At 60.2% G+C, this 21691-nt stretch carries 19 protein-coding genes; 4 read left to right on the top strand and 15 right to left on the bottom strand.

The window, feature by feature from the left end:
- The first annotated feature begins 148 nt into the window (after positions 1–148).
- The gene (locus FXO12_RS11125) at positions 149–1243 is read left to right on the top strand and encodes a PLP-dependent cysteine synthase family protein (protein ID WP_034125945.1); all 1095 of its coding nucleotides are present in this window, start codon (positions 149–151) and stop codon (positions 1241–1243) included.
- A gap of 92 nt (positions 1244–1335) precedes the next feature.
- Here the strand turns inward: FXO12_RS11125 and FXO12_RS11120 are convergent, their stop codons facing one another.
- The 3 genes from FXO12_RS11120 to FXO12_RS11110 form a co-directional block, all read right to left on the bottom strand.
- The gene (locus FXO12_RS11120; RefSeq protein WP_057975623.1) at positions 1336–2949 is read right to left on the bottom strand and encodes an NAD(P)/FAD-dependent oxidoreductase; all 1614 of its coding nucleotides are present in this window, start codon (positions 2947–2949) and stop codon (positions 1336–1338) included.
- Positions 2950–3055: 106 nt separating this feature from the next.
- On the bottom strand, positions 3056–3727 hold the full coding sequence (locus tag FXO12_RS11115; protein ID WP_057975624.1) for a COG3650 family protein: 672 nt from the start codon (positions 3725–3727) through the stop codon (positions 3056–3058).
- Between the two features lie 96 nt (positions 3728–3823).
- Complete coding sequence (locus FXO12_RS11110) at positions 3824–4423, bottom strand: short chain dehydrogenase (protein ID WP_034125948.1); 600 nt, start codon at positions 4421–4423, stop codon at positions 3824–3826.
- Between the two features lie 218 nt (positions 4424–4641).
- Between FXO12_RS11110 and FXO12_RS11105 the strand changes: the two genes are divergently transcribed.
- Positions 4642–5556 (top strand): LysR family transcriptional regulator, encoded by a 915-nt coding sequence (locus FXO12_RS11105; protein ID WP_054898403.1) that lies wholly within the window; start codon positions 4642–4644, stop codon positions 5554–5556.
- Here the strand turns inward: FXO12_RS11105 and FXO12_RS11100 are convergent.
- The 9 genes from FXO12_RS11100 to FXO12_RS11060 form a co-directional block, all read right to left on the bottom strand.
- Positions 5547–6032, bottom strand: a complete 486-nt coding sequence (locus FXO12_RS11100) for a DoxX family protein (protein WP_034125950.1) — start codon at positions 6030–6032, stop codon at positions 5547–5549. The genes FXO12_RS11105 and FXO12_RS11100 overlap by 10 nt on opposite strands.
- On the bottom strand, positions 6029–6805 hold the full coding sequence (locus FXO12_RS11095) for a DUF2063 domain-containing protein (RefSeq protein WP_057975625.1): 777 nt from the start codon (positions 6803–6805) through the stop codon (positions 6029–6031). The genes FXO12_RS11100 and FXO12_RS11095 overlap by 4 nt, the downstream gene beginning before the upstream one ends.
- A complete protein-coding gene (locus FXO12_RS11090) occupies positions 6802–7680 on the bottom strand; it encodes a DUF692 domain-containing protein (protein WP_057975626.1) in 879 nt (292 codons plus the stop codon). Before FXO12_RS11090 ends, FXO12_RS11095 begins: the two co-directional genes overlap by 4 nt.
- A 22-nt stretch (positions 7681–7702) precedes the next feature.
- Positions 7703–7999, bottom strand: coding sequence for a DUF2282 domain-containing protein (locus tag FXO12_RS11085; RefSeq protein ID WP_034125953.1), 297 nt, complete (start codon positions 7997–7999; stop codon positions 7703–7705).
- A gap of 257 nt (positions 8000–8256) precedes the next feature.
- Complete coding sequence (locus FXO12_RS11080) at positions 8257–8958, bottom strand: ABC transporter ATP-binding protein (protein ID WP_003193540.1); 702 nt, start codon at positions 8956–8958, stop codon at positions 8257–8259.
- A gap of 1 nt (position 8959) precedes the next feature.
- Positions 8960–9727, bottom strand: a complete 768-nt coding sequence (gene livG / locus FXO12_RS11075) for a high-affinity branched-chain amino acid ABC transporter ATP-binding protein LivG (protein WP_003193538.1) — start codon at positions 9725–9727, stop codon at positions 8960–8962.
- Positions 9724–10977: a high-affinity branched-chain amino acid ABC transporter permease LivM gene (locus FXO12_RS11070; protein ID WP_034125955.1), complete on the bottom strand. Its 1254-nt coding sequence runs from the start codon at positions 10975–10977 to the stop codon at positions 9724–9726. The genes livG and FXO12_RS11070 overlap by 4 nt, the downstream gene beginning before the upstream one ends.
- Entirely contained in the window at positions 10974–11897 is a 924-nt protein-coding gene (livH, locus tag FXO12_RS11065; RefSeq protein ID WP_003193535.1) for a high-affinity branched-chain amino acid ABC transporter permease LivH, read from the bottom strand. The genes FXO12_RS11070 and livH overlap by 4 nt, the downstream gene beginning before the upstream one ends.
- 227 nt (positions 11898–12124) lie before the next feature.
- Positions 12125–13252 carry a branched-chain amino acid ABC transporter substrate-binding protein gene (locus FXO12_RS11060; protein WP_003193533.1) on the bottom strand — a complete coding sequence of 376 codons (1128 nt, stop codon included), beginning with the start codon at positions 13250–13252 and terminating at the stop codon, positions 12125–12127.
- Between the two features lie 340 nt (positions 13253–13592).
- On the opposite strand from FXO12_RS11060, the gene FXO12_RS11055 reads away from it, so the two are divergent.
- A complete protein-coding gene (locus FXO12_RS11055; protein ID WP_034125956.1) occupies positions 13593–13895 on the top strand; it encodes a DUF2288 domain-containing protein in 303 nt (100 codons plus the stop codon).
- A 228-nt stretch (positions 13896–14123) separates the two neighbouring features.
- Here the strand turns inward: FXO12_RS11055 and FXO12_RS11050 are convergent, their stop codons facing one another.
- Positions 14124–16385, bottom strand: coding sequence for a bifunctional diguanylate cyclase/phosphodiesterase (locus tag FXO12_RS11050; RefSeq protein WP_057975628.1), 2262 nt, complete (start codon positions 16383–16385; stop codon positions 14124–14126).
- A 139-nt stretch (positions 16386–16524) separates the two neighbouring features.
- Positions 16525–16893 carry a YkgJ family cysteine cluster protein gene (locus tag FXO12_RS11045; RefSeq protein WP_057975629.1) on the bottom strand — a complete coding sequence of 123 codons (369 nt, stop codon included), beginning with the start codon at positions 16891–16893 and terminating at the stop codon, positions 16525–16527.
- A gap of 253 nt (positions 16894–17146) precedes the next feature.
- Here FXO12_RS11045 and FXO12_RS11040 point away from each other — a divergent pair, with 253 nt between their 5' ends.
- Positions 17147–18493 carry an MFS transporter gene (locus tag FXO12_RS11040; RefSeq protein ID WP_060772888.1) on the top strand — a complete coding sequence of 449 codons (1347 nt, stop codon included), beginning with the start codon at positions 17147–17149 and terminating at the stop codon, positions 18491–18493.
- A gap of 186 nt (positions 18494–18679) precedes the next feature.
- On the opposite strand, the gene rapA is transcribed toward FXO12_RS11040, so the two are convergent.
- Complete coding sequence (rapA, locus tag FXO12_RS11035; protein ID WP_034125960.1) at positions 18680–21526, bottom strand: RNA polymerase-associated protein RapA; 2847 nt, start codon at positions 21524–21526, stop codon at positions 18680–18682.
- Positions 21527–21691 lie beyond the last annotated feature (165 nt).

Below are 21691 nucleotides of genomic sequence, written 5' to 3'. Positions count from 1 at the left end.
GTTATATTCTTATTTGTTATAAGTGGTTGGCCGGAACATCGGTGGGTTAAAGACTAGCAATTGTGTGTCCAATTGCGTCGTCACTGTATCTGTGTGAAGCGTGGGAAACATCCTAAGATCACCGCTGAAAACCTTTAGAGAAGCCACCATGAGCGACCACCGTACCTGGGCCCGCGAAGCCATTCGTATCATTGAAGCGGACTTCCAGCGGAGCGCCGATACCCACCTGATCCCGCTGCCATTACCGGGTTTGCCAGGCATCGAGTTGTACTTCAAGGATGAGTCCAGCCACCCCACCGGCAGCCTGAAACACCGGCTGGCGCGCTCGTTGTTCCTGTATGCGCTGTGCAATGGTTGGCTCAAGCCTGGCGCCCCCGTTATTGAAGCGTCCAGCGGCTCCACCGCGATCTCGGAAGCCTACTTCGCGCGCTTGCTCGGCTTGCCGTTCATTGCCGTCATGCCCGCTACCACGTCCCAAGAGAAGATCGCCCAGATTGCCTTCTATGGGGGCAAGAGCCATCTGGTCCAGGACCCGACGCAGATCTACGCCGAATCCGAACGCCTGGCCCAGGAAAGCGGTGGTCACTTCATGGACCAGTTCACTTACGCCGAACGTGCCACCGACTGGCGGGCGAACAACAACATCGCCGAATCGATCTTCCAGCAGATGCGCTTTGAACAGCACCCGGAGCCGAGTTGGTTGATTTCCAGCCCTGGCACCGGCGGCACCACCGCGACCCTGGGCCGCTATGTGCGTTATCGCCAGCATTGCACCCGGGTGTTGTGTGCCGATGCCGAACGCTCGGTGTTCTTCGACTTCTACCAGAGTGGTGACGCCAGCCTGCGCCTGGACTGTGGCTCACGGATTGAAGGGATTGGTCGCCCACGTGTGGAGGCCTCGTTTCTGCCGGCGGTGATTGACGCCATGGTCAAGGTACCGGATGCATTGTCCCTGGCGGCCATGCATTACCTGGCTGAGCATTTGGGACGACGGGTTGGCGGGTCCAGCGGGACCAACCTGATCGGTGCGCTGATGGCGGCGCAACAGATGAAAGCGGCGGGGGAGTCGGGGTCGATCGTTGCGATCTTGTGCGATGGTGGTGAGCGCTATGCCACGACCTATTACGATCAAGCTTGGCTGGCGGGGCAGGGCTATGAGCTGGAAGGGTTGATCGCGGCGGTTGCGGCGAGTGTCGAGCGCGGTGAGGCGCTACCCGCTAACATCCTGCGCGCTAATATCTGACAAGCAGCGCCAAGTTGTAAGCTCCAAGCTACAAGAAAAGCAGGATGCATACCTGTTTTTAGCTTGTGGCTTGAAGCTTACAATTCGAAGCTTCAATCGTGGATGCCGAGCATATCCCGCGCCAACGCCTCGGCGATCCGAATCCCGTCGACACCCGCCGACAGAATCCCACCGGCATACCCCGCGCCTTCTCCGGCCGGGAACAAGCCTTTGACGTTCAGGCTCTGCATTGACTCGTTGCGGGTAATGCGCAAGGGCGATGAGGTGCGGGTCTCGATGCCGGTCAGCACCGCATCGTGCAGCGAGTAACCTTTGATCTGTTTCTCAAACGCCGGCAAGGCTTCGCGGATGGCTTCGATGGCGAAGTCCGGCAGGGCCAGGGCCAGGTCACCCAGCGACACACCGGGTTTGTAGGACGGCTCCACACTGCCCAGCGCGGTGGAGGGTTTGCCGGCGATGAAGTCGCCCACCAGTTGCGCCGGGGCCTCGTAGTTGCTGCCGCCGAGGATGTAGGCGTGGGACTCCAGGCGCTCCTGCAACTCGATACCGGCCAGCGGGCCACCCGGGTAATCCACCTCGGGGGTAATGCCTACCACGATGCCAGAGTTGGCATTGCGCTCGTTACGCGAGTATTGGCTCATGCCGTTGGTCACGACGCGATGGGGCTCCGAGGTCGCAGCCACGACGGTGCCGCCCGGGCACATGCAGAAGCTGTAAACCGAACGGCCGTTCTTGGCGTGGTGCACCAGCTTGTAGTCCGCAGCACCCAGCTTCGGGTGGCCGGCGTATTTACCCAGGCGTGCGGCGTCGATCAGCGACTGTGGGTGTTCGATACGGAAACCCACCGAGAACGGCTTGGCTTCCATGTACACGCCACGGTCGTGGAGCATGCGGAAGGTGTCCCGGGCGCTGTGGCCCAGGGCAAGAATCACGTGCTTGGAGAGGATCTGCTCGCCGCCGTCGATGACCACGCCGTTCAACTGGCCGTCTTCGATCAACACGTCGGTGACCCGCTGCTCGAAGCGTACTTCACCGCCCAGGGCGATGATCTGCTCGCGCATGTTTTCCACCACGCCGGTCAGGCGGAAGGTGCCGATGTGGGGCTTGCTGACGTAGAGAATTTCTTCCGGCGCGCCGGCCTTGACGAACTCGTGCAGCACTTTGCGACCGTGGAATTTCGGGTCCTTGATCTGGCTGTACAGCTTGCCGTCGGAGAAGGTGCCTGCGCCGCCTTCACCGAATTGCACGTTGGACTCGGGGTTGAGCACGCTTTTGCGCCACAGGCCCCAGGTGTCCTTGGTGCGTTGGCGCACTTCCTTGCCGCGCTCGAGGATGATCGGCTTGAAGCCCATCTGTGCCAGCAGCAGCCCGGCGAAGATCCCGCAGGGACCGAAGCCCACCACGATTGGCCGCTCAGCCAGGCCTTCCGGCGCCTGGCCCACCACCTTGTAGCTGACATCCGGTGCCGGGTTGACGTTGCGGTCGTCGGCAAACTTGAGCAGCAGCGCGGCTTCACCCTTCACGTTCAGGTCGACGGTGTAGATGAAGCACAGCTCAGAGGTCTTTTTACGCGCATCGTAGCTGCGCTTGAACAGGGTGAAATCGAGCAGGTCATCACTGGCGATGCCCAGGCGCTGCACGATGGCAGTGCGCAGGTCTTCTTCGGGATGGTCGATGGGCAGCTTGAGTTCGGTGATTCGTAACATGACAGGATCCGGTAGGCGGCGGGCAAGGAGGCCGGCTGTTTTGCAAACCGGCGATTATAAGCCCCAATGGCAAGTTTCCGTCAGGTTAAAACAGCACAGGGCCTAATCAGTCGTCCCGCGAGCCGCCGAATGCTGCGCAACCACGCTGCACCTGGCCGTTCACGCGCAACTCGGCGCTCATGTGTTGCAGGCTGCCGCTCACACTGTCGACGCAGCGCTGGGGCGCCACCCACAGTTCGATGTGCTGGTTGTTAGCTTCAGTCATCAGATTGAAGCGGCCGTCGCCCAGTTGTTCCTCGACGTAGGGTACTGCCAAAGGTGGATGGCCTTCGCGTTCCAGCACCATACCCTTGGCCGTGACATTCATTGCCCAGGCGGGTTTATGGCCGTTGGCCCGCAGTATCATGCGCTTGAAGTCCGGGTCGGAGCACGCTGAAGCCGAGCGTTCGACGCGATACAGCTGTTGCAGGTCCACTGAACCCTGGGTGCCGCTGGCGACCCCGGAAAACTTGCCGCGCAGGTCGGCAAACAGCTTGCCCTGCTGGCCGGCCAGCGAGGCGGCTTCCTGCAGGACGCTGGTGCCGCCGGTGTCGTTGACCACGTAGCTACGCTGGTCGCCGCACGGCTGGAACAGCAGTTTGCCGTCCACCGCGGTCAACTCACCCTGCATACGGGTCAGCCCGACAGTCGATGGCTTGGCCGGCTCGCTTTCGAACAATTGGCAGGCGGCGAATACAGGAAGCAAGGCAAACAGGACGAGGGTACGGGCGGCGCGCATTATCGGGTCTCCAGGCAAGTGCCGCCACGTTACGCAGGCTGGCCGTGCATCACAAGCCCGCTTGCCAGCTTCAGGCGTTTCTTACAGCACTCACCCTCACCCCACGATAAAGGTCTGACCAGTTTGTAGGCCCTCGACGCTTTTGGCGTAAGCCAGCGCTACATCGGCGGCGGGGGCAGGTTTGTAGCCACGGAAATAAGGGGCATAGCTGCCCATGGCTTCCAGTAGTACCGTCGGGCTGACCGAGTTGATACGCAGGCCGCGAGGCAATTCAATGGCCGCCGCTTTGACGAAGGCGTCCAGAGCACCGTTGACCAAGGCCGCCGAAGCGCCGGTACGGATCGGATCACGGTTCAGGATGCCGCTGGTGAACGTGAACGAAGCACCGTCGTTGGCGTACTCACGGCCGATCAACAGCAGGTTGACCTGGCCCATCAGCTTGTCACGCAGGCCCAGTTCGAAATCGCTGTCGTTCATGTCTGCCAGGGGCACGAAGTTGACGCTGCCTGCCGCGCAGATCAGGGCGTCGAACTTACCGGTCTGCTCGAACAGCTTACGGATCGAGGCGCTATCGCTGATATCCACCTGGAAGTCACCGCTGGTGCGGCCGATGCTGATCACTTCGTGGCGCTGGGCCAGTTCCGCCTTGACCGCTGAACCGATGGTGCCGCTGGCACCGATCAATAGGATTTTCATCGTGCAGTTCCTCTGGGGCTGATTTCCTGCAGGGGCAAGCGTGCTCGCGAAAAACTCAAGGTCGCCGGCGTGTAGTCAGGCTTACCGCGTGATCGTTGACGTTCTTCGCGAGCAAGCTCGCTCCTACAGGGGTTGGGATTTGCGTTCAGTCTAGTGTGGCTTTTTAATTGGATAAACGTGCTAATAGGCAACCTTTGGTTTTCAAATGGAAACAGTCCATGAGCGAAATGGATGACCTGGCGGCGTTCGCCGTGCTGATCGAAGCCGGCAGTTTCACCGTGGCGGCCGCACAATTGGGCTGCAGCAAAGGGCAGTTGTCCAAGCGCATCAGCCAGTTGGAAGCGCAGTTTGCCGTGGTTTTGCTGCACCGCACCACGCGCAAGCTGAGCCTGACTGCTGCCGGCGCGGCGTTGCTGCCCCAGGCACAAGCATTGGTGGTGCAGGTGGAACGCGCCCGCCAGGCATTGGCGCGGCTCAAAGATGATTTGGCTGGCCCTGTGCGTATGACCGTTCCAGTGTCGTTGGGTGAAACCTTCTTCGATGGCTTGCTGATGGAGTTCTCCAAGCAATACCCGCAGGTGCAGATCGAGCTGGAGCTCAATAACAACTACCGAGACTTGGCACGGGATGGTTTTGACTTGGGGGTACGGTCGGGCGCCATCGAACATGAACGCTTGGTGGCTAAACCTTTGCTGGCCTGGCATGAGATGACCTGCGCCAGCCCGGCTTATCTGGAACAGCATGGCGAGCCGCAGACCCCAGCGGACCTGGCGGCGCACAGCTGTTTGCTCAACAGTCATTACAGTGGCCGCGAGGAGTGGTTGTACCACCAGCAACACGAATTGCTGCGGGTAAAGGTGAGCGGCACCTTCGCCTCCAACCACTACAACCTGTTGAAAAAAGCAGCGTTGGTCGGCGCCGGTATTGCCCGCCTGCCGTCCTACGTTCTACCCACGGAGCTGGCTGACGGCCGATTGCGCTGGCTGCTGCGCGATTATCAGACACGCAGCATGCCGATGTACTTGGTGCATCCCTACCAAGGCGGTTTGCCTCGGCGTACCCAGGTGTTGGCCGACTACCTGGTGGACTGGTTCAAGCGCAGCGGCGAAGCGCTGGATCGGCTTCAGCGATAACGACGGGCAATCAGGTGGTCGATGGACAGGCACCCGGGGCCTTTGGCAAGCAACAACAATAACAGCGCAAGCCAGGTGCCGTGAGTGGGGTAGGCGTCAGGGTAGACGAACAGCTGGATGGTCAAGGTCATGCCTATCAAGGCCAGGGCCGAGAAGCGCGTGGCGAACCCCAGCAGAATCAATACCGGAAAAAAGTGCTCGGCAAAGGTTGCCAGGTGCGCGGCCACCTCTGGCGACAGCAGAGGCAATTGGTATTCGCTGCGAAACAAAAAGAGCGTCGAGGCGGCGAGTTTGGGCTCACCCCATTGGAAGGTGCCGCTGATCAGGTCAATGGCAAAGCCTTCGACCTTGGTCTGGCCAGACTTCCAGAACACCGCAGCAATGGAGAAGCGCGCGATAAAGGCGATCAGGCTGTAGGGGATTTTTTCAAACAGTGCGACGGTTCGTTTTACCAGGCAGGGAGCGGGAAAGTTCATGGCGATACCTCTGGTTGCAGATGCAAATGGGTGATGGCGTCGTGGCTGATCAACAGCGTGAGACATAGGTGCAAGTCGAATTCGTCAGAGGCTTTCAGGGCATCAGCTATGGCCATTTCCAGCCCTGCGCCTTGGTTGAGTCGGTTGATAAAGGTCACAGACCCGCGGTCGATGGCGAATACCTTGACCACCAACCCTTGGCGCAAGACCAGCCCGCCTTGGGCATGCCAGGGGTTCAAGCTGGCGATGGCCCCGTCGGCCTGGTGCGCCGCCCAAACCGATACCACCGCGTAGGAAGATTCCAGCGTGGCAAGTGACGGATGCAGTCCTACACGCAGTTGCCCCAGTTGCGCGCAACCTTGCAGTTGCCGAAGTACGCTGTGCTGATCCAGAACCTGGCAATCCGCCGCGTGATAAGCGCGGACCCTCAAGCGTTCCAGCCGGGCGACATCGGCCAGGTAGGGCACGCTCCAGGCTGGTTCGAAACCCTGGATAAAGTCAGCGAACGTGCCGCCGTACTCATTGATCAAGGGGCTGGTGGGCGGGTGGGCCTGGGCATACAGGCCGGCCATGGCGCGGAAAAACTCATCGCCGACCAGTTGCCGCGCCACCGGGTAGGCGGCTGCCAAAGCATTGATCAAAGCGCTATGGACATTGTTTCGATACACCGCAAAGCGGCTCGCCGGTTCAGCACCGTTGCTGCTGAACACGCCCTCGGGGCAGGCTGCTTGCGGGGCCAGTAAAGCCTCGGCGAATGTTTGCTGAATGCTCATCGGGCCACCTGCGACAAATACCATTCGGCCTGCCGGGCCTCTGCTTGCAACACGCTGAACGCGGGCACCTGGTTATCCCGCTCGATCAGCGTCGCCACCGCTCCGGTCCGCGCCAGTACCTGTGCGTAAAGCTGCCACACGGCGTTATCGATCGGCGCGCCGTGGTCATCAATCAGCAGGCGGTCGCCCAGGCTGTCGGTGTCTTCGGCAAAACCGGCCAGATGAATCTCACCCACTGCGTGCAATGGCAAGGCATCGATGTAGGTCAGCGGGTCGCGCTGATGATTGATGCAGGACACGTAGACGTTGTTGACGTCGAGCAGCAGGCCGCAACCGGTACGGCGGACTATCTGGCTGATGAAGTCGGTTTCGTCCAGGGTAGAGCGCTGGAACTGCAGGTAAGTGGAGGGGTTTTCCAACAGCATCGGCCGCTTGAGCGTGCTCTGTACCTGATCCACGTGTTCGCATACCCGCTCCAGGGTGCAGGCGTCGTAGGCCAGGGGCAGCAAGTCGTTGAGAAACACCGGGCCGTGGCTGGACCAGGCCAGGTGTTCGGAAAAAGACTGGGGTTGATAGCGTTCGATCAGCGTGGCCAGGCGTGCCAGGTGCTCGCGATCCAAGGGGGCTTCGCCGCCGATGGACAGGCCGACGCCGTGCAGTGACAGGGGGTACTGCGCACGAATCAACCCCAGGTAGTGATGAAACGGGCCGCCGGCCACCATGTAGTTTTCGGCGTGTACTTCGAAAAAACCGATGTCGGGGCGGGTCTCGAGAACCTCGCTGAAGTGCTCGGTCTTGAGCCCCAGCCCGGCCCGATAGGGGAGGCCGGGCACCTGAGCCGGTGAGACCGCGTGTTGGGCTGTAGGCGTCATCATCAGTACTCAGGCTGCGCGGGGTTCAGGATTTGGCGGTGAAGGCCGCTTCCTGGCCAAAACCGGTCGGCGAGGTGGTGCTTGGGGTCTTAGTGCAAGTGCCGGCGGGTACCAGCTTCCAGGCATTGGCCTGGTCTTTGGTTTTGGAGGTGCCAGCGCAGGACGTACCGGCGCCCGCGGCGCAGTCATTCTTGCCGGCTTCAGCCACGCCGAAGCATTTCTGCATGTCGTCGGCCGCGTGGGCGGTGGTGGTCAGGGCGGACAGGCTCAGGGCAGAACCAAGGGCCAGAACGAGGGTGGCGGCGGACAGTTTGGTGGTCATGGTGTGTCTCCAGCAGTGGTTGAATGCGCAGGCTTGATTGCCTGCATGCACCACTAGAGAAAGGGGGAGGGAGTTCGTTACAAAGCCATCGAAAAAAACTGCAAACAACACCTGTTTAATGACTTATACAAAGCAAATGTGGGAGTCGGGCTTGCCCGCGATGCAAACGCCTCGGTTTTTCAGATACACCGGGGTGATGCTATCGCAGGCAAGCCAGCTCCCACACAAGCCAGCTCCCACTCTGAACTCACTCTTTCTTAGCCGCCGAGGTACGCCTCCCGCACCTTCGGATCGGTCAGCAATTGCTCTCCCGTGCCCTGCATCACCACCCGGCCATTCTCCAGCACATAGGCACGGTCAGCGATTTTCAGCGCCTGGTTCGCGTTCTGCTCCACCAAAAACACCGTCACACCGTCCTTGCGCAGCTGTTCGATGATGTCGAAGATCTGCTGGATGATGATCGGTGCCAGGCCCAGGGAAGGCTCGTCCAGCAACAACAGCTTGGGCTTGCTCATCAGCGCCCGGCCGATGGCGAGCATTTGCTGCTCGCCGCCGGACATGGTGCCGCCGCGCTGGCTGAAGCGTTCCTTGAGGCGGGGGAACAGGTGCAGCACCTTGTCCATTTGTTCCTGGTAATCGCCCTTGTCGGTAAAGAACCCACCCATGGCCAGGTTCTCTTCCACGGTCAGGCGCGAAAACACTCGACGGCCTTCCGGTACCACCGCAATGCTCTTGCGCATGATCTCGGCGGAGTGCTTGCCCACCAGTTCTTCACCCATGTAGCGGATGCTGCCACTGTAGGCTTGCGGCGAACCGCACAAGGTCATCAGCAAGGTCGATTTGCCGGCACCGTTGGCGCCGATCAGGGTGACAATCTCACCCTGGCGCACTTCCACATTGACGCTGTGCAGGGCCTGGATCTTGCCGTAGAAAGTGGAAACGTTTTCGAATTGCAGCATTTTACGCTTCCCCCAAGTAGGCTTTGATCACTTCAGGATTGTCGCGGATCTGCTCCGGCGTCCCGTTGGCCAGCGGCGTGCCCTGGTTGATCACCACGATATGGTCGGAGATGCTCATGACCAGTTTCATGTCGTGTTCGATCAACAGCACCGTGGCGTTGTTTTCCTCACGCAGCACACTGATCAGCGCCTTGAGGTCTTCGGTTTCCTTGGGGTTCAGGCCCGCGGCAGGTTCGTCGAGCATCAGGATGCGCGGGCGGGTCATCATGCAGCGGGCGATTTCCAGGCGACGTTGCTGGCCGTAGGCGAGGGTGCCTGCCGGGCGGTTGGCGAACTCGGTCAGGTTGACCTTGTCCAGCCAGTACGCCGCGTATTCCATGGCCTCGCGTTCGCTCTTGCGGAACGCCGGGGTCTTGAACAGGCCAGCGAAGAAGTTGGTGTTCAAGTGACGGTGCTGGGCGATCAACAGGTTCTCGACCGCCGTCATGTCTTTGAACAACCGCACGTTCTGGAAGGTACGCACCACGCCCTTGCGAGCGATTTCGTGGCCGGCCAGGCCCTGTATGGGCTGGCCGTCCAGCAGGATGCTGCCACCGCTCGGCTTGTAGAAACCGGTAAGGCAATTGAACACCGTGGTCTTGCCGGCGCCGTTGGGGCCGATCAGTGCTACCACTTGTTTCTCTTTGACGGTCAGGGCCACGCCATTGACCGCCAGCAAACCGCCGAAGCGCATGCTCAGGTTTTCGACTTTCAGGATCTCGCGGCTCATTTGCGCAGCTCCATGTGTGGACGTTGCATGGGCAGCAGGCCTTGAGGGCGCCAGATCATCATCAGCACCATCATGGCGCCGAACATCAACATGCGGTATTCGCTGAACTCACGCATCATTTCCGGCAGCAGGATCATCACGATGGCCGCCAGGATCACGCCCAGTTGCGAGCCCATGCCACCCAGTACCACGATGGCGAGAATGATCGCCGACTCGATAAAGGTGAACGATTCCGGCGTCACCAGGCCTTGGCGAGCGGCGAAGAAGCTGCCGGCAAAACCGGCGAATGCAGCGCCCAGGGTGAATGCGGAAAGCTTGATGATGGTCGGGTTCAGGCCCAGGGCACGGCAGGCGATTTCATCTTCGCGCAGCGCTTCCCACGCACGGCCGATGGGCATGCGCAGCAGGCGGTTGATCACGAACAGTGCCGCCAACGCCAAAAGCAGCGCCACCAGGTACAGGAACACCACTTTGCTCACCGGGTTGTAGGCAATCCCGAAGTACTCGTGGAAGGTCTGCATGCCTTCGGCGGCGGTGCGGTCGAACGACAGCCCGAAGAACGTCGGCTTGGGAATGCTGCTGATACCGTTGGGGCCACCGGTGATATCGGTGAGGTTACGCAGGAACAGGCGAATGATTTCGCCGAAGCCCAGGGTCACGATGGCCAGGTAGTCACCGCGCAGGCGCAGCACCGGGAAGCCCAGCAGGAAGCCGAACGTGGCCGCCGCCATACCCGCCAATGGCAGGCAGATCCAGAAGCTCCAGCCCAGGTAATGCGAGAGCAGCGCGTAGGTATAGGCACCCACGGCGTAGAAGCCCACATAACCCAGGTCGAGCAGGCCTGCCAGGCCCACCACGATGTTCAGGCCCAGGCCCAGCAACACGTAGATCAGGATCAGCGTGGCAATGTCGACCGCGCCGCGCGAGCCGAAGAACGGCCAGATCAGCGCCGCGATGATCAACCCGATGATGATGTAGCGCTGGGTGCGCGGCAGGGTCAGAAATTGGCTGACCTTGGGCGACACCAACGGGCCACGGTTGCCCTTGAACAAGGCACCGACCTGCTGGGTGAACAGTACACGCAGGAACATCAGCACCGAACACAGGGCGATGACGGTCAGGGTCACAGGCCCGGTGCCGTGCACTTCCAGGTTGATGCCGACAATGCTCAGCTTGAGGCCGAGTACCGGGAAGGCCACGGCCCACACCAGCAAGGCGCTGAAAAACGCCGATTTAAGATATCTGCTCATACTTTCTCAACCTCCGGACGGCCCAGGATGCCGGTCGGACGGAACAACAACACCAGAACCAACAGGCCGAACGCGACGACGTCCTTGTACTGGTCACCGAAGATATCGGCGCCAAAGGCTTCGGCCACACCCAGCACCAGCCCGCCGAGCATGGCGCCCGGAATGCTGCCGATGCCGCCCAATACCGCAGCGGTAAAGGCCTTGAGGCCCACCAGGAAGCCGGCGTTGGGGTTGATCACGCCGTATTGCATGCTCAGCAACACGGCCGCCACGGCCGCCAGCGCCGCACCAATGACGAAGGTCAGGGCGATGATGTTGTTGGTGTTGATGCCCAGCAGGTTGGCCATCTTGATGTCTTCGGCGCAGGCCCGGCAGGCGCGCCCCAGACGGGAGCGGGAGATGAACAGCGTCAGGCCCAGCATGGCCACCAGGGTGACCACGAAAACCAGAATCTGCATGTACGAAATCAGCACTTCTTGTGCGCCACCCGGGCCGAAGGAGATGCTCCCCGGAATCAGGTTGGGAATGGACTTGTCCTTGGAGTCCTGGGACAGCAATACAGTGTTCTGCAGGAAAATCGACATGCCGATCGCGGAAATCAGCGGGATCAAACGGTTGCTGCCCCGCAGGGGGCGGTAGGCAACCCGCTCGATGCTGTAGCCATAGGCACTGGTTACGATGATCGACGCCAGGAACGCAGCGGTCATCAATAGCGGCAGGGAGTGGATCCCCATCATGGCCAGCCCGGCAAGGGCAATGAAGGCCACGTAGGAACCAATCATGTACACCTCGCCATGGGCGAAGTTGATCATTCCAATGATGCCGTAAACCATTGTGTAGCCAATGGCTATCAAGGCATAGGTGCTGCCAATGGTCAGGCCATTAACCAGCTGTTGGAAAAAATGATAGATCTCAGGCATTACAGCGCTCCTAAAAACCCGATACGCATTTCACTGGTGGAGTCATTTCCGGCTCGGTGCCCTGTTCTGTGACCAGGTTGCACAAAGCGTTTGCCAGCGAACCGCTGGTGACGGTTTTAAGATTTTCAGGTGAGCCAGCGCCCGGATCGCGGGTGACATGGCCCATAAACCTCGTAAAACAAAGCCCACTGCTTGCACAGTGGGCTTGTTGACCAGTAACGCCTGGCTTACTGAGGGGAAACTTCGGTTTTTGGTTTACCGAAGTGCCATTCGTAGACCACGAACTTGAAGTCCTTCAGGTCGCCCTTGGCGTCGAAGCTCAGATCGCCGGTAGGGGTCTTGAAGGTACCCGCGTGGATGGCCTCGGCCACTTTGGCGGTGTCTTCGCTCTTCGCGGCAGCGATACCGCCGGCGATGACTTCAACTGCCGAGTAGGCCGGGAACACGAACGGACCGGTTGGGTCCTGCTTGTTCTTGGCGAACTCTTCGACGATGGCTTTGTTGGCAGGGTCGGTGTCGAAGGACTTCGGCAGGGTCACCAGCAGACCTTCGGAAGCGCCCTGGGCGATTTGCGAGATAGAGTCGTTACCCACGCCCTCTGGGCCCATGAACTTGGCGTTCAGGCCTTTTTCCTTGGCTTGGCGCAGGATCAGGCCCAGCTCAGGGTGGTAACCGCCGTAGTAGACGAAGTCGACGTTGGCTTGCTTGAGTTTCTGGATGATCGAGGAGAAGTCTTTGTCACCGGCGTTCAGGCCTTCGAAGACGGCAACCTTGGTGCCTTTTTCTTCAAGGGTCTTCTTCACGGCGCTGGCAATACCTTCACCGTATTGCTGCTTGTCGTGCAGGACGGCAACGATTTTCGGCTTCACGTGGTCGGCGATGTAGTTGCCGGCCGCTGGGCCTTGCGCGCTGTCCAGGCCGATGGTGCGGAAAATCAGCTTGTAGCCACGGGAGGTGATTTCCGGGCTGGTGGCGGCTGGGGTAATCATGATGACGCCTTCGTCTTCATAGATATCCGACGCTGGCTGAGTGGAGCTGGAGCAGAGGTGGCCGACGACGAACTTGACGCCATCATTGACCACTTTGTTGGCAACGGCCACGGCTTGTTTTGGATCGCAAGCGTCGTCGTATTCCTTGGCCTCAAGCATCTTGCCGTCTACGCCGCCCTTGGCGTTGATGTCTTTGATGGCTTGCTTGGCACCCATGAATTGCATGTCGCCGTATTGCGTCACCGGACCGGTCTTGGGACCGGCGATGCCGATCTTGATGGTGTCGGCTGCGAACGAATGGCCGGCAACCCCAGCCAGGACCATAGCGGCAAACAGTTTGGAAATCTGCTTAGTAGCCTTATTCATAGTGCTCCACTCTTACTGTTGTATTTTTTATAGTTCTAGCGGCCTTGTGAGCTGCAGAACCGGATCAGATATCGCGGATATCCCCCGGCATTGCCCTGGCAACTGTACCGGTACAGTGTAGAGCGCCGGCTGATCGCTTGAAAAGCTGGCAGCTGGGGGCAAAACCTGGGTATGTCGCTTAAGTGAAAGAAAAAGACAGAATTGCGCCGGGCTCCTAACAGCTTTCAAGGCATTCCTTGGCTTTCCTGGCAGTTTCAATCGCTACTTCATTTGCTACTGGGTTTTTCTGCCTGAGCGACGGGGCTATGATTGCGCCGATTTTCTACTCAGGTGAATTCCCATGACGCAAGAACCAAGCACCCTCTATGCCAAGCTGCTCGGTGAAACCGCCGAAATTTCCTGGAAGGAGCTTGAACCGTTCTTTGCCAAGGGTGCCCTATTGTGGGTCGATGCCGGCCTGGATTTGATCGAGGCCGCCGAAGGAATGGCCGAAGACAACCGTGACAAAGTCGCCGCCTGGCTGGCTGCAGGCACCCTTGGCGAGGTGTCTGCGACGCGGGCATTGGACCTGGTCGAACGGGATCCAAGCTTATGGGCAGTGGTGGTCTCGCCATGGATCCTGATCCAGGAAAGGGCAGCATAAGAATGGCGCGCACGAAAAAGGTGCGTATTTTTCACGCGCTGAAGTGTGTAGCCGAGTAACCGCTGAACGCGTGATGGCACCTTGCCGTAGAGAAAGGTCACAGCCGAGGGTGACGTAAGCGTCACGGGAACAGTTGAGGTCCGAAGGAATGAGTGGCGCAATTGTTTCCAGGTATGACCCGGCGTGAAGAGAAGCAGCGATTACACCACCACTCCCCGTGCCTGCGTCTCAGCGAATCGGCCTGACAATAGACGGCGGGCCGATACGCCCTGGCGCCGGGTCTTTTGGCTGTGGAGCGTCGTTGTTCTCTACGCTGAGCGGGTATAGCGGGTTGCGCATGGCAATCCCCTGCATCACGCCGATGATGTCATTGAAAGGCACCGCCGGGCTGAGCAGGTAGCCCTGGATGTAGTCACAGCCATGCTTGAGCAGCAACTCGAACTGTGCCTGGGTTTCCACGCCTTCGGTAACCACCTGCAAGTGCAGGGTGTGGGCCATGCCGATAACCGCCTGGACGATTTCACTGTCTGCGGTGGATTTGGGAATGTCCTGGATAAACGAGCGGTCGATCTTCAAGGTGTTGAGCGGCAAGCGCTTGAGATAAGCCAGCGACGAATAGCCAGTGCCGAAGTCATCGATGGCCAGTGACACACCCAGGGCGCGAATTTGCCGCAACAGTGCCAGGGTGCTGCTGATGTTGCCCATCAGCGCATTTTCAGTGACTTCCAGTTCAAGTCGGTTGGTGCCTATGCCGGCGAAGCGCAGGGCGTCTTCGATTTCATCGGCCAGTTCGTCACGCGCCAGGTTCAACGCCGAGCAGTTTACCGCCATGATCAACTCGGTGTAGCCCCGGTCAGACAACAGGCTCAGGTCGTGACAGGCCTGGCGCAATACCCAGTGGTCCAGCTCGGCGATCAGCCCGTTGTTCTCGGCAATGCCGATAAAGCGGTCCGGAGCCAGGAGTCCGTGCTGGGGGTGTTGCCAGCGCACCAGGGCTTCCAGGCGCGTGACCTTGCCCAGCTTCATGTCGAAGATCGGCTGATAAAACAGCACCAGCTGGTTGCGCGTACGCAAGGCGGCGCGCAGTTCCTCCTCCAGTTGCAGCTCAAGGAACGCGCGTGTTTTCAGGTTGGAGCTGAAGAAGTGCAAGCTGTTGCGCCCGGCGTCCTTGGATTGGTACAGCGCCAGGTCGGCAGTTTTCAGCAGCTCTTCGCAGGTGTGGCCGTCCTCGGGAAACAGGCTGATGCCGATGCTGGTGGTCATCACCATGCGCCGGCCAGCCAGCTCGATGGGCTCTTTCATCTTCTGCATGATGCGCTGGGCCATCTGCCGGGCTTCGTCGCGGTGATGAATAGTGATCAGAATGCAGAATTCATCGCCGCCAAAGCGTGCCACTACATCTTCATGGCTGCGTATCGAGCCCTTGATATGCCCGGCCAGCACCGTGAGCAACTGGTCGCCCGCATCGTGGCCAAGGCTGTCATTGATGCGCTTGAAGTGATCAATGTCGAGAAAGATTACCGCCAGCATGCCTTGGCTTCGGGTTTTTTCCGCAACCTTTTCCGCGAAGATCTGATTGAAACCACGGCGGTTGAGCAGGCTGGTCAGTGCATCGAAGTGGGCCACTTGTTGCAGTGAAGCGCGGGCCTGGTCGAGTTCGCTGAGCAGCGCATTGACCCGGCGCAGGTCCCGCTCTTTGTGCTGCAGCTTTTTATCTGCCAGGGCTGCGCTGACACTACTGCCGATCACCAGCAAGGTAATTACCGCCACCGACAACCCCAGTTGAATCGGACTGCCATCCACCGGCAATGAAAGATCCGCGCCAGCGGGCACCAGCATTTGCATGGCCGCCATGCCGGTGAAATGCATGCTCAGGATCCCGGCTCCCAGCACCAGGCTGGCGGCGTATTTGAGCAACTGGTGAAACACGCCGGCTCCGTTGCGCAGGTAGCTGGACAGCAACAATGCCGCCAGGCTGGCGCCGATGGCAATCGCCACCGAGGCCAGGAACAGCCGTGTTTCGAAGTACACCTGGGCCTGGGAGCGCATGGCCGACATGCCCACGTAGTGCATCAGCGCGATACCCAGTCCCATCCACACCGAAGCCACCAGGTACTGATGAAAGCGCAGGTGGGTATGACTGAGGGTCTGCATGGCGAGCAGCGAGGCGATCAGGGCGATCAGCAGCGAGGCGAACGTCATGATCAATTCGTAGTGAATGGCGATGGGGGCCTGGAACGCCAGCATGCTGATGAAATGGGTCGACCAGATTCCGCCTGCCAGGCAACCCGCGCCCAGCCAGCGCCAATGGCGGCGGGCGGTGGGGTCTTCGACATGGCCCACACGTTCGGCCATGTCCAGCGTACCGAAGCCCGCCGCGCAGGCGACCAGGTACGCCAGTAGCACCAGAAAGGGGTTATGACTGCAATTGAGTAATAAATGCCCACTGTCTGGAAGGTCGGTAAAAAAGTGCTGCCCCAGCCATTCCATAGCGTATCCCGTCATAGAGCCATGTCACTGCCAGAGGCGATGACCGATGAGATCGAGTATAGAAGTCTCCGAAGATTTGCCATGAGTAATGGCGTTTTGATCTCAAATTATTTTGACATGCCTTCCATAGCGTTTGGTGCTAAGCGCTGATGGGCAGGTCGAGTTCGAAGTGTGGGGCTTCCAGCGGCGCCAGGCCGAATGCGGCACGGGCGGCGTCGCAATCGACATTTTGCACGCCCTGGCTCCAGGACGAGTCGAACTCACGGCATACGCTGGAGCGTTGCTCATAAATAGAGCAACTGGTGGCCTGTCCGACTTCACCTTCAAGGCTGCAGCACCGTGCAGGTTTCTGATCGGTGCCGATCATCGCCACGCGGCTGGGGTTGATCTGCACCACCAGGTCATCGGGCACCGTGCCCCCGGACGAGGCGCACTCACCCCAGAAGAAAGACACGCGAAAGTGTGAACAGCAGGCACCGCAATTCAGACACGGACTGGCTTCGGACATGGGCGTCATCAATAAGAAAAGTAGGAGGAGGGTGCTACGAAAGGCTCGCCATTCTATCCGTGCCATCGCCATTGGGAAGAGGGGCACGCACTTATATTTTCGTGGGCAAAATCCGCTGTTGCCTGGGTGAAATCATGTCCTATCAGCTTTACGAATCATTACAGACAATCACTGACAGCCTGACTATGTTGCAATGACCTGAGCAGGATGCATCGGGCATCGCAGCTCTCATAACAATAAAAGAGACGGACCCATGCAGAACTCGACCCAAGCGGCGAATGCCTGGCGCATTCTGTTCCTGCTGTTCCTCGCTAACCTGTTCAACTTTTTTGACCGCACCATTCCCGCGATCATCATTGAGCCCATCCGCATGGAATGGCACCTGAGCGACTTCCAGCTCGGTATCATCGGCACCGCTTTTACCATCGTCTACGCCATTGCCGGGCTGCCGCTCGGGCGCCTGGCCGACACCGGTTCACGCAGCAAGTTGATGGGTTGGGGCCTGTTCGCCTGGAGCGGGCTGACGGCGGTCAACGGCATGGTCGGCAGTTTCTGGACCTTCCTGCTGGTACGCATGGGCATTGGCATCGGCGAAGCCAGCTATGCACCCGCGGCCAATTCGCTGATTGGCGACCTCTTTCCCGCCCACCGCCGTGCCCGAGCCATGGGGATTTTCATGCTTGGCCTGCCGTTGGGCCTGTTGCTGGCGTTCTTTACGATCGGTGCGATGGTCAAGGCGTTCGACAGCTGGCGCGCGCCCTTCTTTATCGCGGCGGTGCCGGGTCTGATCCTTGCGGTGTTTATGTTCTACATAAAAGAACCCAAGCGTGGTGCGGCGGAAACCGTGCAAGTCCCCCAAGAGCGCGTCGACCGCCCGATCCGTCGCGTGCTTGCTGTGCCGACCTTTCTGTGGCTGGTGCTGGCCGGGTTGTGCTTTAACTTTGCCACCTATGCGTGCAACTCGTTCCTGGTGCCGATGCTGCAGCGCTATTTCCTCATGCCGTTGCAGGACGCGGCCGTCGCGACGGGTGTCATCGTCGGCCTGACCGGTTTGGTGGGCTTGACGCTGGGGGGCTGGATTGCCGACAAGATTCATCAGCGGGTCGCCAATGGCCGACTGTTGTTCGCCGCCTTCAGCTTGATCATCTCCACGGTCACCACCGCCTGGGCATTGCATGCCGGGCGTGTCGAAATCGGGGTGTTTGTCGCGCTGTTCAGTGTGGGCTGGCTGTTTGCCTACAACTTCTATACCTGCGTGTATACCGCGATCCAGGACGTAGTCGAACCACGCTTGCGCGCAACGGCGATGGCGCTGTTCTTTGCCGGGCTGTATCTGCTCGGCGGTGGCATGGGGCCGGTGGTGGTCGGGGCGTTGTCCGATCACTTTGCCCATTCAGCGATGTATGCGGCTGGGGCGCAGCAGATGACAGAGGCTTATAAAGCGGTAGGCTTGCATGACGCCATGTACCTGATTCCAGTGGCGTTGTTCTTGACCATGCTGTTTCTGTTCCAGGCCTCGCGCAGTTTTGTGCGTGATGCCAAGCGGATGAAGGAAGGGTTGAGTGCGGTTGAGGTGCCGGCAGCGGCGGCAACGGCGTGAGACAGAGTGATCGTTCCAATGCTCTGCATGGGAACGCCGCTCTGGACGCTCTGCGTCCGCTTAAAAGTCGTGACGCAGAGCGTCACATGATGCATTCCCACGCCGAGCGGGGGAACGATCTCTATGAGGCCGGCAAGGCCAATAAAAAGGCCCGCATTGCGCGGGCCTTTTACGTTCAGCGGATTATCAACCCGCCACCAACACCCGAATAGCTTCCAGTCGCAGTGCCGCTTTATCGAGCATGGCCAGGCCTTGCTCGCGCTGGTTGCGCAAGGCGACCAACTCGCTGTCACGCACGGTCGGGTTGACCGCTTGCAGCGCGGTCAGGCGCGCCAGCTCTTCGTCGGTGTCTGCCGCCAGGCGACGCTTGGCTTCGGCTACACGCTCGGCGTGACGCGGGGCGATCTTCTCTTCACCGGCGTTGATGCGCGGTGTGAGTTGGTCGCGCTGCGCCTGTACGAATTTGTTCGCGCTGGCCCGTGGCACGCTTTCCAGCTGGTCATTCAAGGTTACGAACGACACGCGGCCCGACAGGTCATTACCGTTGGCATCCAGCAGGCAGCGCAAGGCGGCCGGTGGCAGGTAGCGACCCAGTTGCAGGGAGCGCGGGGCGACCACTTCGCTGACATACAGCAGTTCAAGCAATACGGTGCCTGGCTTGAGCGCCTTGTTCTTGATCAGTGCCACGGCGGTGTTGCCCATGGAACCGGACAGCACCAGGTCCATGCCGCCTTGCACCATCGGGTGCTCCCAGGTGATGAACTGCATGTCTTCGCGCGACAGCGCCTGGTTACGGTCGTAGGTGATGGTTACACCCTCGTCGTCGCCCAGGGGGAAGCTGGCGTCGAGCATTTTTTCGCTGGGCTTGAGGATCAGCGCGTTTTCCGAATGGTCTTCGCTGTCGATGCCGAATGCGTCGAACAGGGTTTCCATATAGATCGGCAGGGCGAACTGGTCGTCTTGTTCGAGGATGTCCTCGACCAGTGCATCGCCTTCGCCAGCGCCGCCTGAATTGAGTTCGAGCAAGCGGTCGCGACCGGTGTGCAGCTCCTGCTCCAGGCGCTCGCGCTCGGCACGGGCTTCGTCGATCAGGGCTTGCCACTCGCCGTCGTCGGCGGCTTCCAGCAAGGGCAGCAGGCGTGGGCCGAACTGATGCTGCAAGGCGTTGCCGGTCGGGCAGGTGTTGAGGAAGGCATTGAGCGCCTCGTGGTACCACTGGAACAGGCGCTCTTGCGGGCTGGTTTCCAGGTAGGGCACGTGCAGTTCGATCACGTGTTTCTGGCCGATCCGGTCCAGGCGCCCGATGCGCTGTTCCAGCAGGTCGGGGTGGGACGGCAGGTCGAACAGCACCAGGTGATGGGAGAACTGGAAGTTGCGGCCTTCACTGCCGATTTCCGAGCAGATCAGCACCTGGGCACCGAACTCTTCATCGGCAAAATAGGCAGCGGCGCGGTCACGCTCCAGAATATTCATGCCTTCGTGGAACACCGTGGCCGGGATGCCGGAGCGCACACGCAGGGCGTCTTCCAGGTCCATGGCGGTTTCGGCGTGGGCGCAGATCACCAGGACCTTGGTGCGCTTGAGCATTTTCAACTGGTCGATCAGCCACTCGACCCGAGGGTCGAAACGCCACCAGCGGTTCTCTTCCTCGATGTCCGGTTGCGCCTGGAAGCTGACTTCCGGGTACAGCTCGGCGTGTTCGCCCAGGGGCAGTTCGAGGTATTCGTCCGGGTTCGGTAGCGGGTAGGCGTGCAGCTTGCGCTCGGGGAAGCCTTGCACCGCAGCACGGGTGTTGCGAAACAGCACGCGGCCGGTGCCGTGGCGGTCCAGCAGTTCACGCACCAGGCGTGCGCTGGCCTCGGTGTCGCCATCGTTGACGGCGGTGAGCAGGGCTTCACCTTCGTCACCGAGGAAGCCTTGAATGGTCTTGTGCGCGGTCGGCGACAGGCGGCCCTTGTCCAGCAGCTCCTGCACGGCTTCGGCCACCGGGCGATAGTTTTCGCTCTCGGCGCGGAAGGCTTGCAGATCGTGGAAGCGGTTCGGGTCCAGCAGGCGCAGGCGCGCAAAATGGCTGTCCTGGCCCAGTTGTTCTGGAGTGGCGGTCAGCAGCAGCACGCCAGGAATCACTTCGGCCAGTTGTTCGACCAGCGAGTATTCGGCGCTGGCCTTGTCTTCGTGCCACACCAGGTGGTGGGCTTCGTCGACTACCAGCAAGTCCCAGCCGGCGGCGAACAGCGCGTCCTGGGCCTTCTCGTCGTCCACCAGCCATTCGAGCGCAACGAGTGCAAGCTGGGTGTCTTCGAACGGGTTGGTGGCATCGCTTTCGATAAAGCGCTCTTCATCGAACAGCGCAACCTGCAGGTTGAAGCGGCGGCGCATTTCCACCAGCCATTGGTGCTGCAGGTTTTCCGGGACCAGGATCAGTACGCGGTTGGCACGGCCCGAGAGCAGTTGGCGATGGATCACCAGGCCTGCTTCGATGGTCTTGCCCAAACCCACTTCGTCCGCCAGCAACACGCGTGGCGCGATACGGTCAGCGACTTCGCGGGCGATGTGCAGTTGGTGGGCAATCGGTTGGGCGCGTACGCCACCCAGGCCCCACAGCGAGGACTGCAACTGGCGGCTGGTGTGTTCCAGGGTGTGGTAGCGCAGCGAGAACCACGCCAGCGGGTCGATCTGCCCGGCGAACAGGCGATCACTGGCCAGGCGGAACTGGATGAAGTTGGACAGTTGGGTTTCTGGCAGGGTGACCTGCTCGTTCTGCCCATTGAGGCCGTGGTAGACCAGCAGGCCATCGACGTCGTCGACTTCCTGTACGGTCATTTTCCAGCCTTCGAAATGGGTGATGGTGTCACCCGGCGAAAACCTCACGCGAGTGAGGGGCGCATTCCGTAGCGCATACTGGCGAGTGTCGCCAGTGGCCGGATAGAGCACGGTCAACAAGCGGCCGTCCTGTGCCAGAACGGTGCCTAACCCCAGCTCTGCTTCGCTGTCACTAATCCAGCGTTGCCCCGGTTGATACTGCTGCGCCATGCTGCCTGACTCCCGCCGTGAAAAAGCCGACTATGTTAACGGAACACGGCCCGGCGCCCAAGAACTCTGACAAAAACTACGCTGTTTGTACGGGCAGGCGGAAATTGAATCGACGGGTGGCGGGCACTTGAGAGTGTCGACTGAGTCACAGCTTGGCACGCGGGT

Origin of the sequence: Pseudomonas sp. J380, assembly GCF_009827115.1 — a bacterium.
GTDB lineage: Bacteria > Pseudomonadota > Gammaproteobacteria > Pseudomonadales > Pseudomonadaceae > Aquipseudomonas > Aquipseudomonas paracarnis.
Note: the sequence above shows the minus strand (reverse complement) of the source record. Positions and strands in the feature narration are given on the sequence as shown.

Bases quoted from the DNA above. Each gene is read 5' to 3' on its own strand.
- FXO12_RS11050 (WP_057975628.1), bottom strand. From the start codon at position 16,385: ATGGAATGGCTGGGGCAGCACTTTTTTACCGACCTTCCAGACAGTGGG.
- rapA (WP_034125960.1), bottom strand. From the start codon at position 21,526: ATGGCGCAGCAGTATCAACCGGGGCAACGCTGGATTAGTGACAGCGAA.
- FXO12_RS11040 (WP_060772888.1), top strand. From the start codon at position 17,147: ATGCAGAACTCGACCCAAGCGGCGAATGCCTGGCGCATTCTGTTCCTG.
- FXO12_RS11045 (WP_057975629.1), bottom strand. From the start codon at position 16,893: ATGTCCGAAGCCAGTCCGTGTCTGAATTGCGGTGCCTGCTGTTCACAC.
- FXO12_RS11125 (WP_034125945.1), top strand. From the start codon at position 149: ATGAGCGACCACCGTACCTGGGCCCGCGAAGCCATTCGTATCATTGAA.
- FXO12_RS11055 (WP_034125956.1), top strand. From the start codon at position 13,593: ATGACGCAAGAACCAAGCACCCTCTATGCCAAGCTGCTCGGTGAAACC.
- FXO12_RS11120 (WP_057975623.1), bottom strand. From the start codon at position 2,949: ATGTTACGAATCACCGAACTCAAGCTGCCCATCGACCATCCCGAAGAA.
- livH (WP_003193535.1), bottom strand. From the start codon at position 11,897: ATGCCTGAGATCTATCATTTTTTCCAACAGCTGGTTAATGGCCTGACC.
- FXO12_RS11080 (WP_003193540.1), bottom strand. From the start codon at position 8,958: ATGCTGCAATTCGAAAACGTTTCCACTTTCTACGGCAAGATCCAGGCC.
- FXO12_RS11110 (WP_034125948.1), bottom strand. From the start codon at position 4,423: ATGAAAATCCTATTGATCGGTGCCAGCGGCACCATCGGTTCAGCGGTC.
- FXO12_RS11095 (WP_057975625.1), bottom strand. From the start codon at position 6,805: ATGAGCATTCAGCAAACATTCGCCGAGGCTTTACTGGCCCCGCAAGCA.
- livG (WP_003193538.1), bottom strand. From the start codon at position 9,727: ATGAGCCGCGAGATCCTGAAAGTCGAAAACCTGAGCATGCGCTTCGGC.
- FXO12_RS11090 (WP_057975626.1), bottom strand. From the start codon at position 7,680: ATGATGACGCCTACAGCCCAACACGCGGTCTCACCGGCTCAGGTGCCC.
- FXO12_RS11105 (WP_054898403.1), top strand. From the start codon at position 4,642: ATGAGCGAAATGGATGACCTGGCGGCGTTCGCCGTGCTGATCGAAGCC.
- FXO12_RS11060 (WP_003193533.1), bottom strand. From the start codon at position 13,252: ATGAATAAGGCTACTAAGCAGATTTCCAAACTGTTTGCCGCTATGGTC.
- FXO12_RS11085 (WP_034125953.1), bottom strand. From the start codon at position 7,999: ATGACCACCAAACTGTCCGCCGCCACCCTCGTTCTGGCCCTTGGTTCT.
- FXO12_RS11070 (WP_034125955.1), bottom strand. From the start codon at position 10,977: ATGAGCAGATATCTTAAATCGGCGTTTTTCAGCGCCTTGCTGGTGTGG.
- FXO12_RS11115 (WP_057975624.1), bottom strand. From the start codon at position 3,727: ATGCGCGCCGCCCGTACCCTCGTCCTGTTTGCCTTGCTTCCTGTATTC.
- FXO12_RS11100 (WP_034125950.1), bottom strand. From the start codon at position 6,032: ATGAACTTTCCCGCTCCCTGCCTGGTAAAACGAACCGTCGCACTGTTT.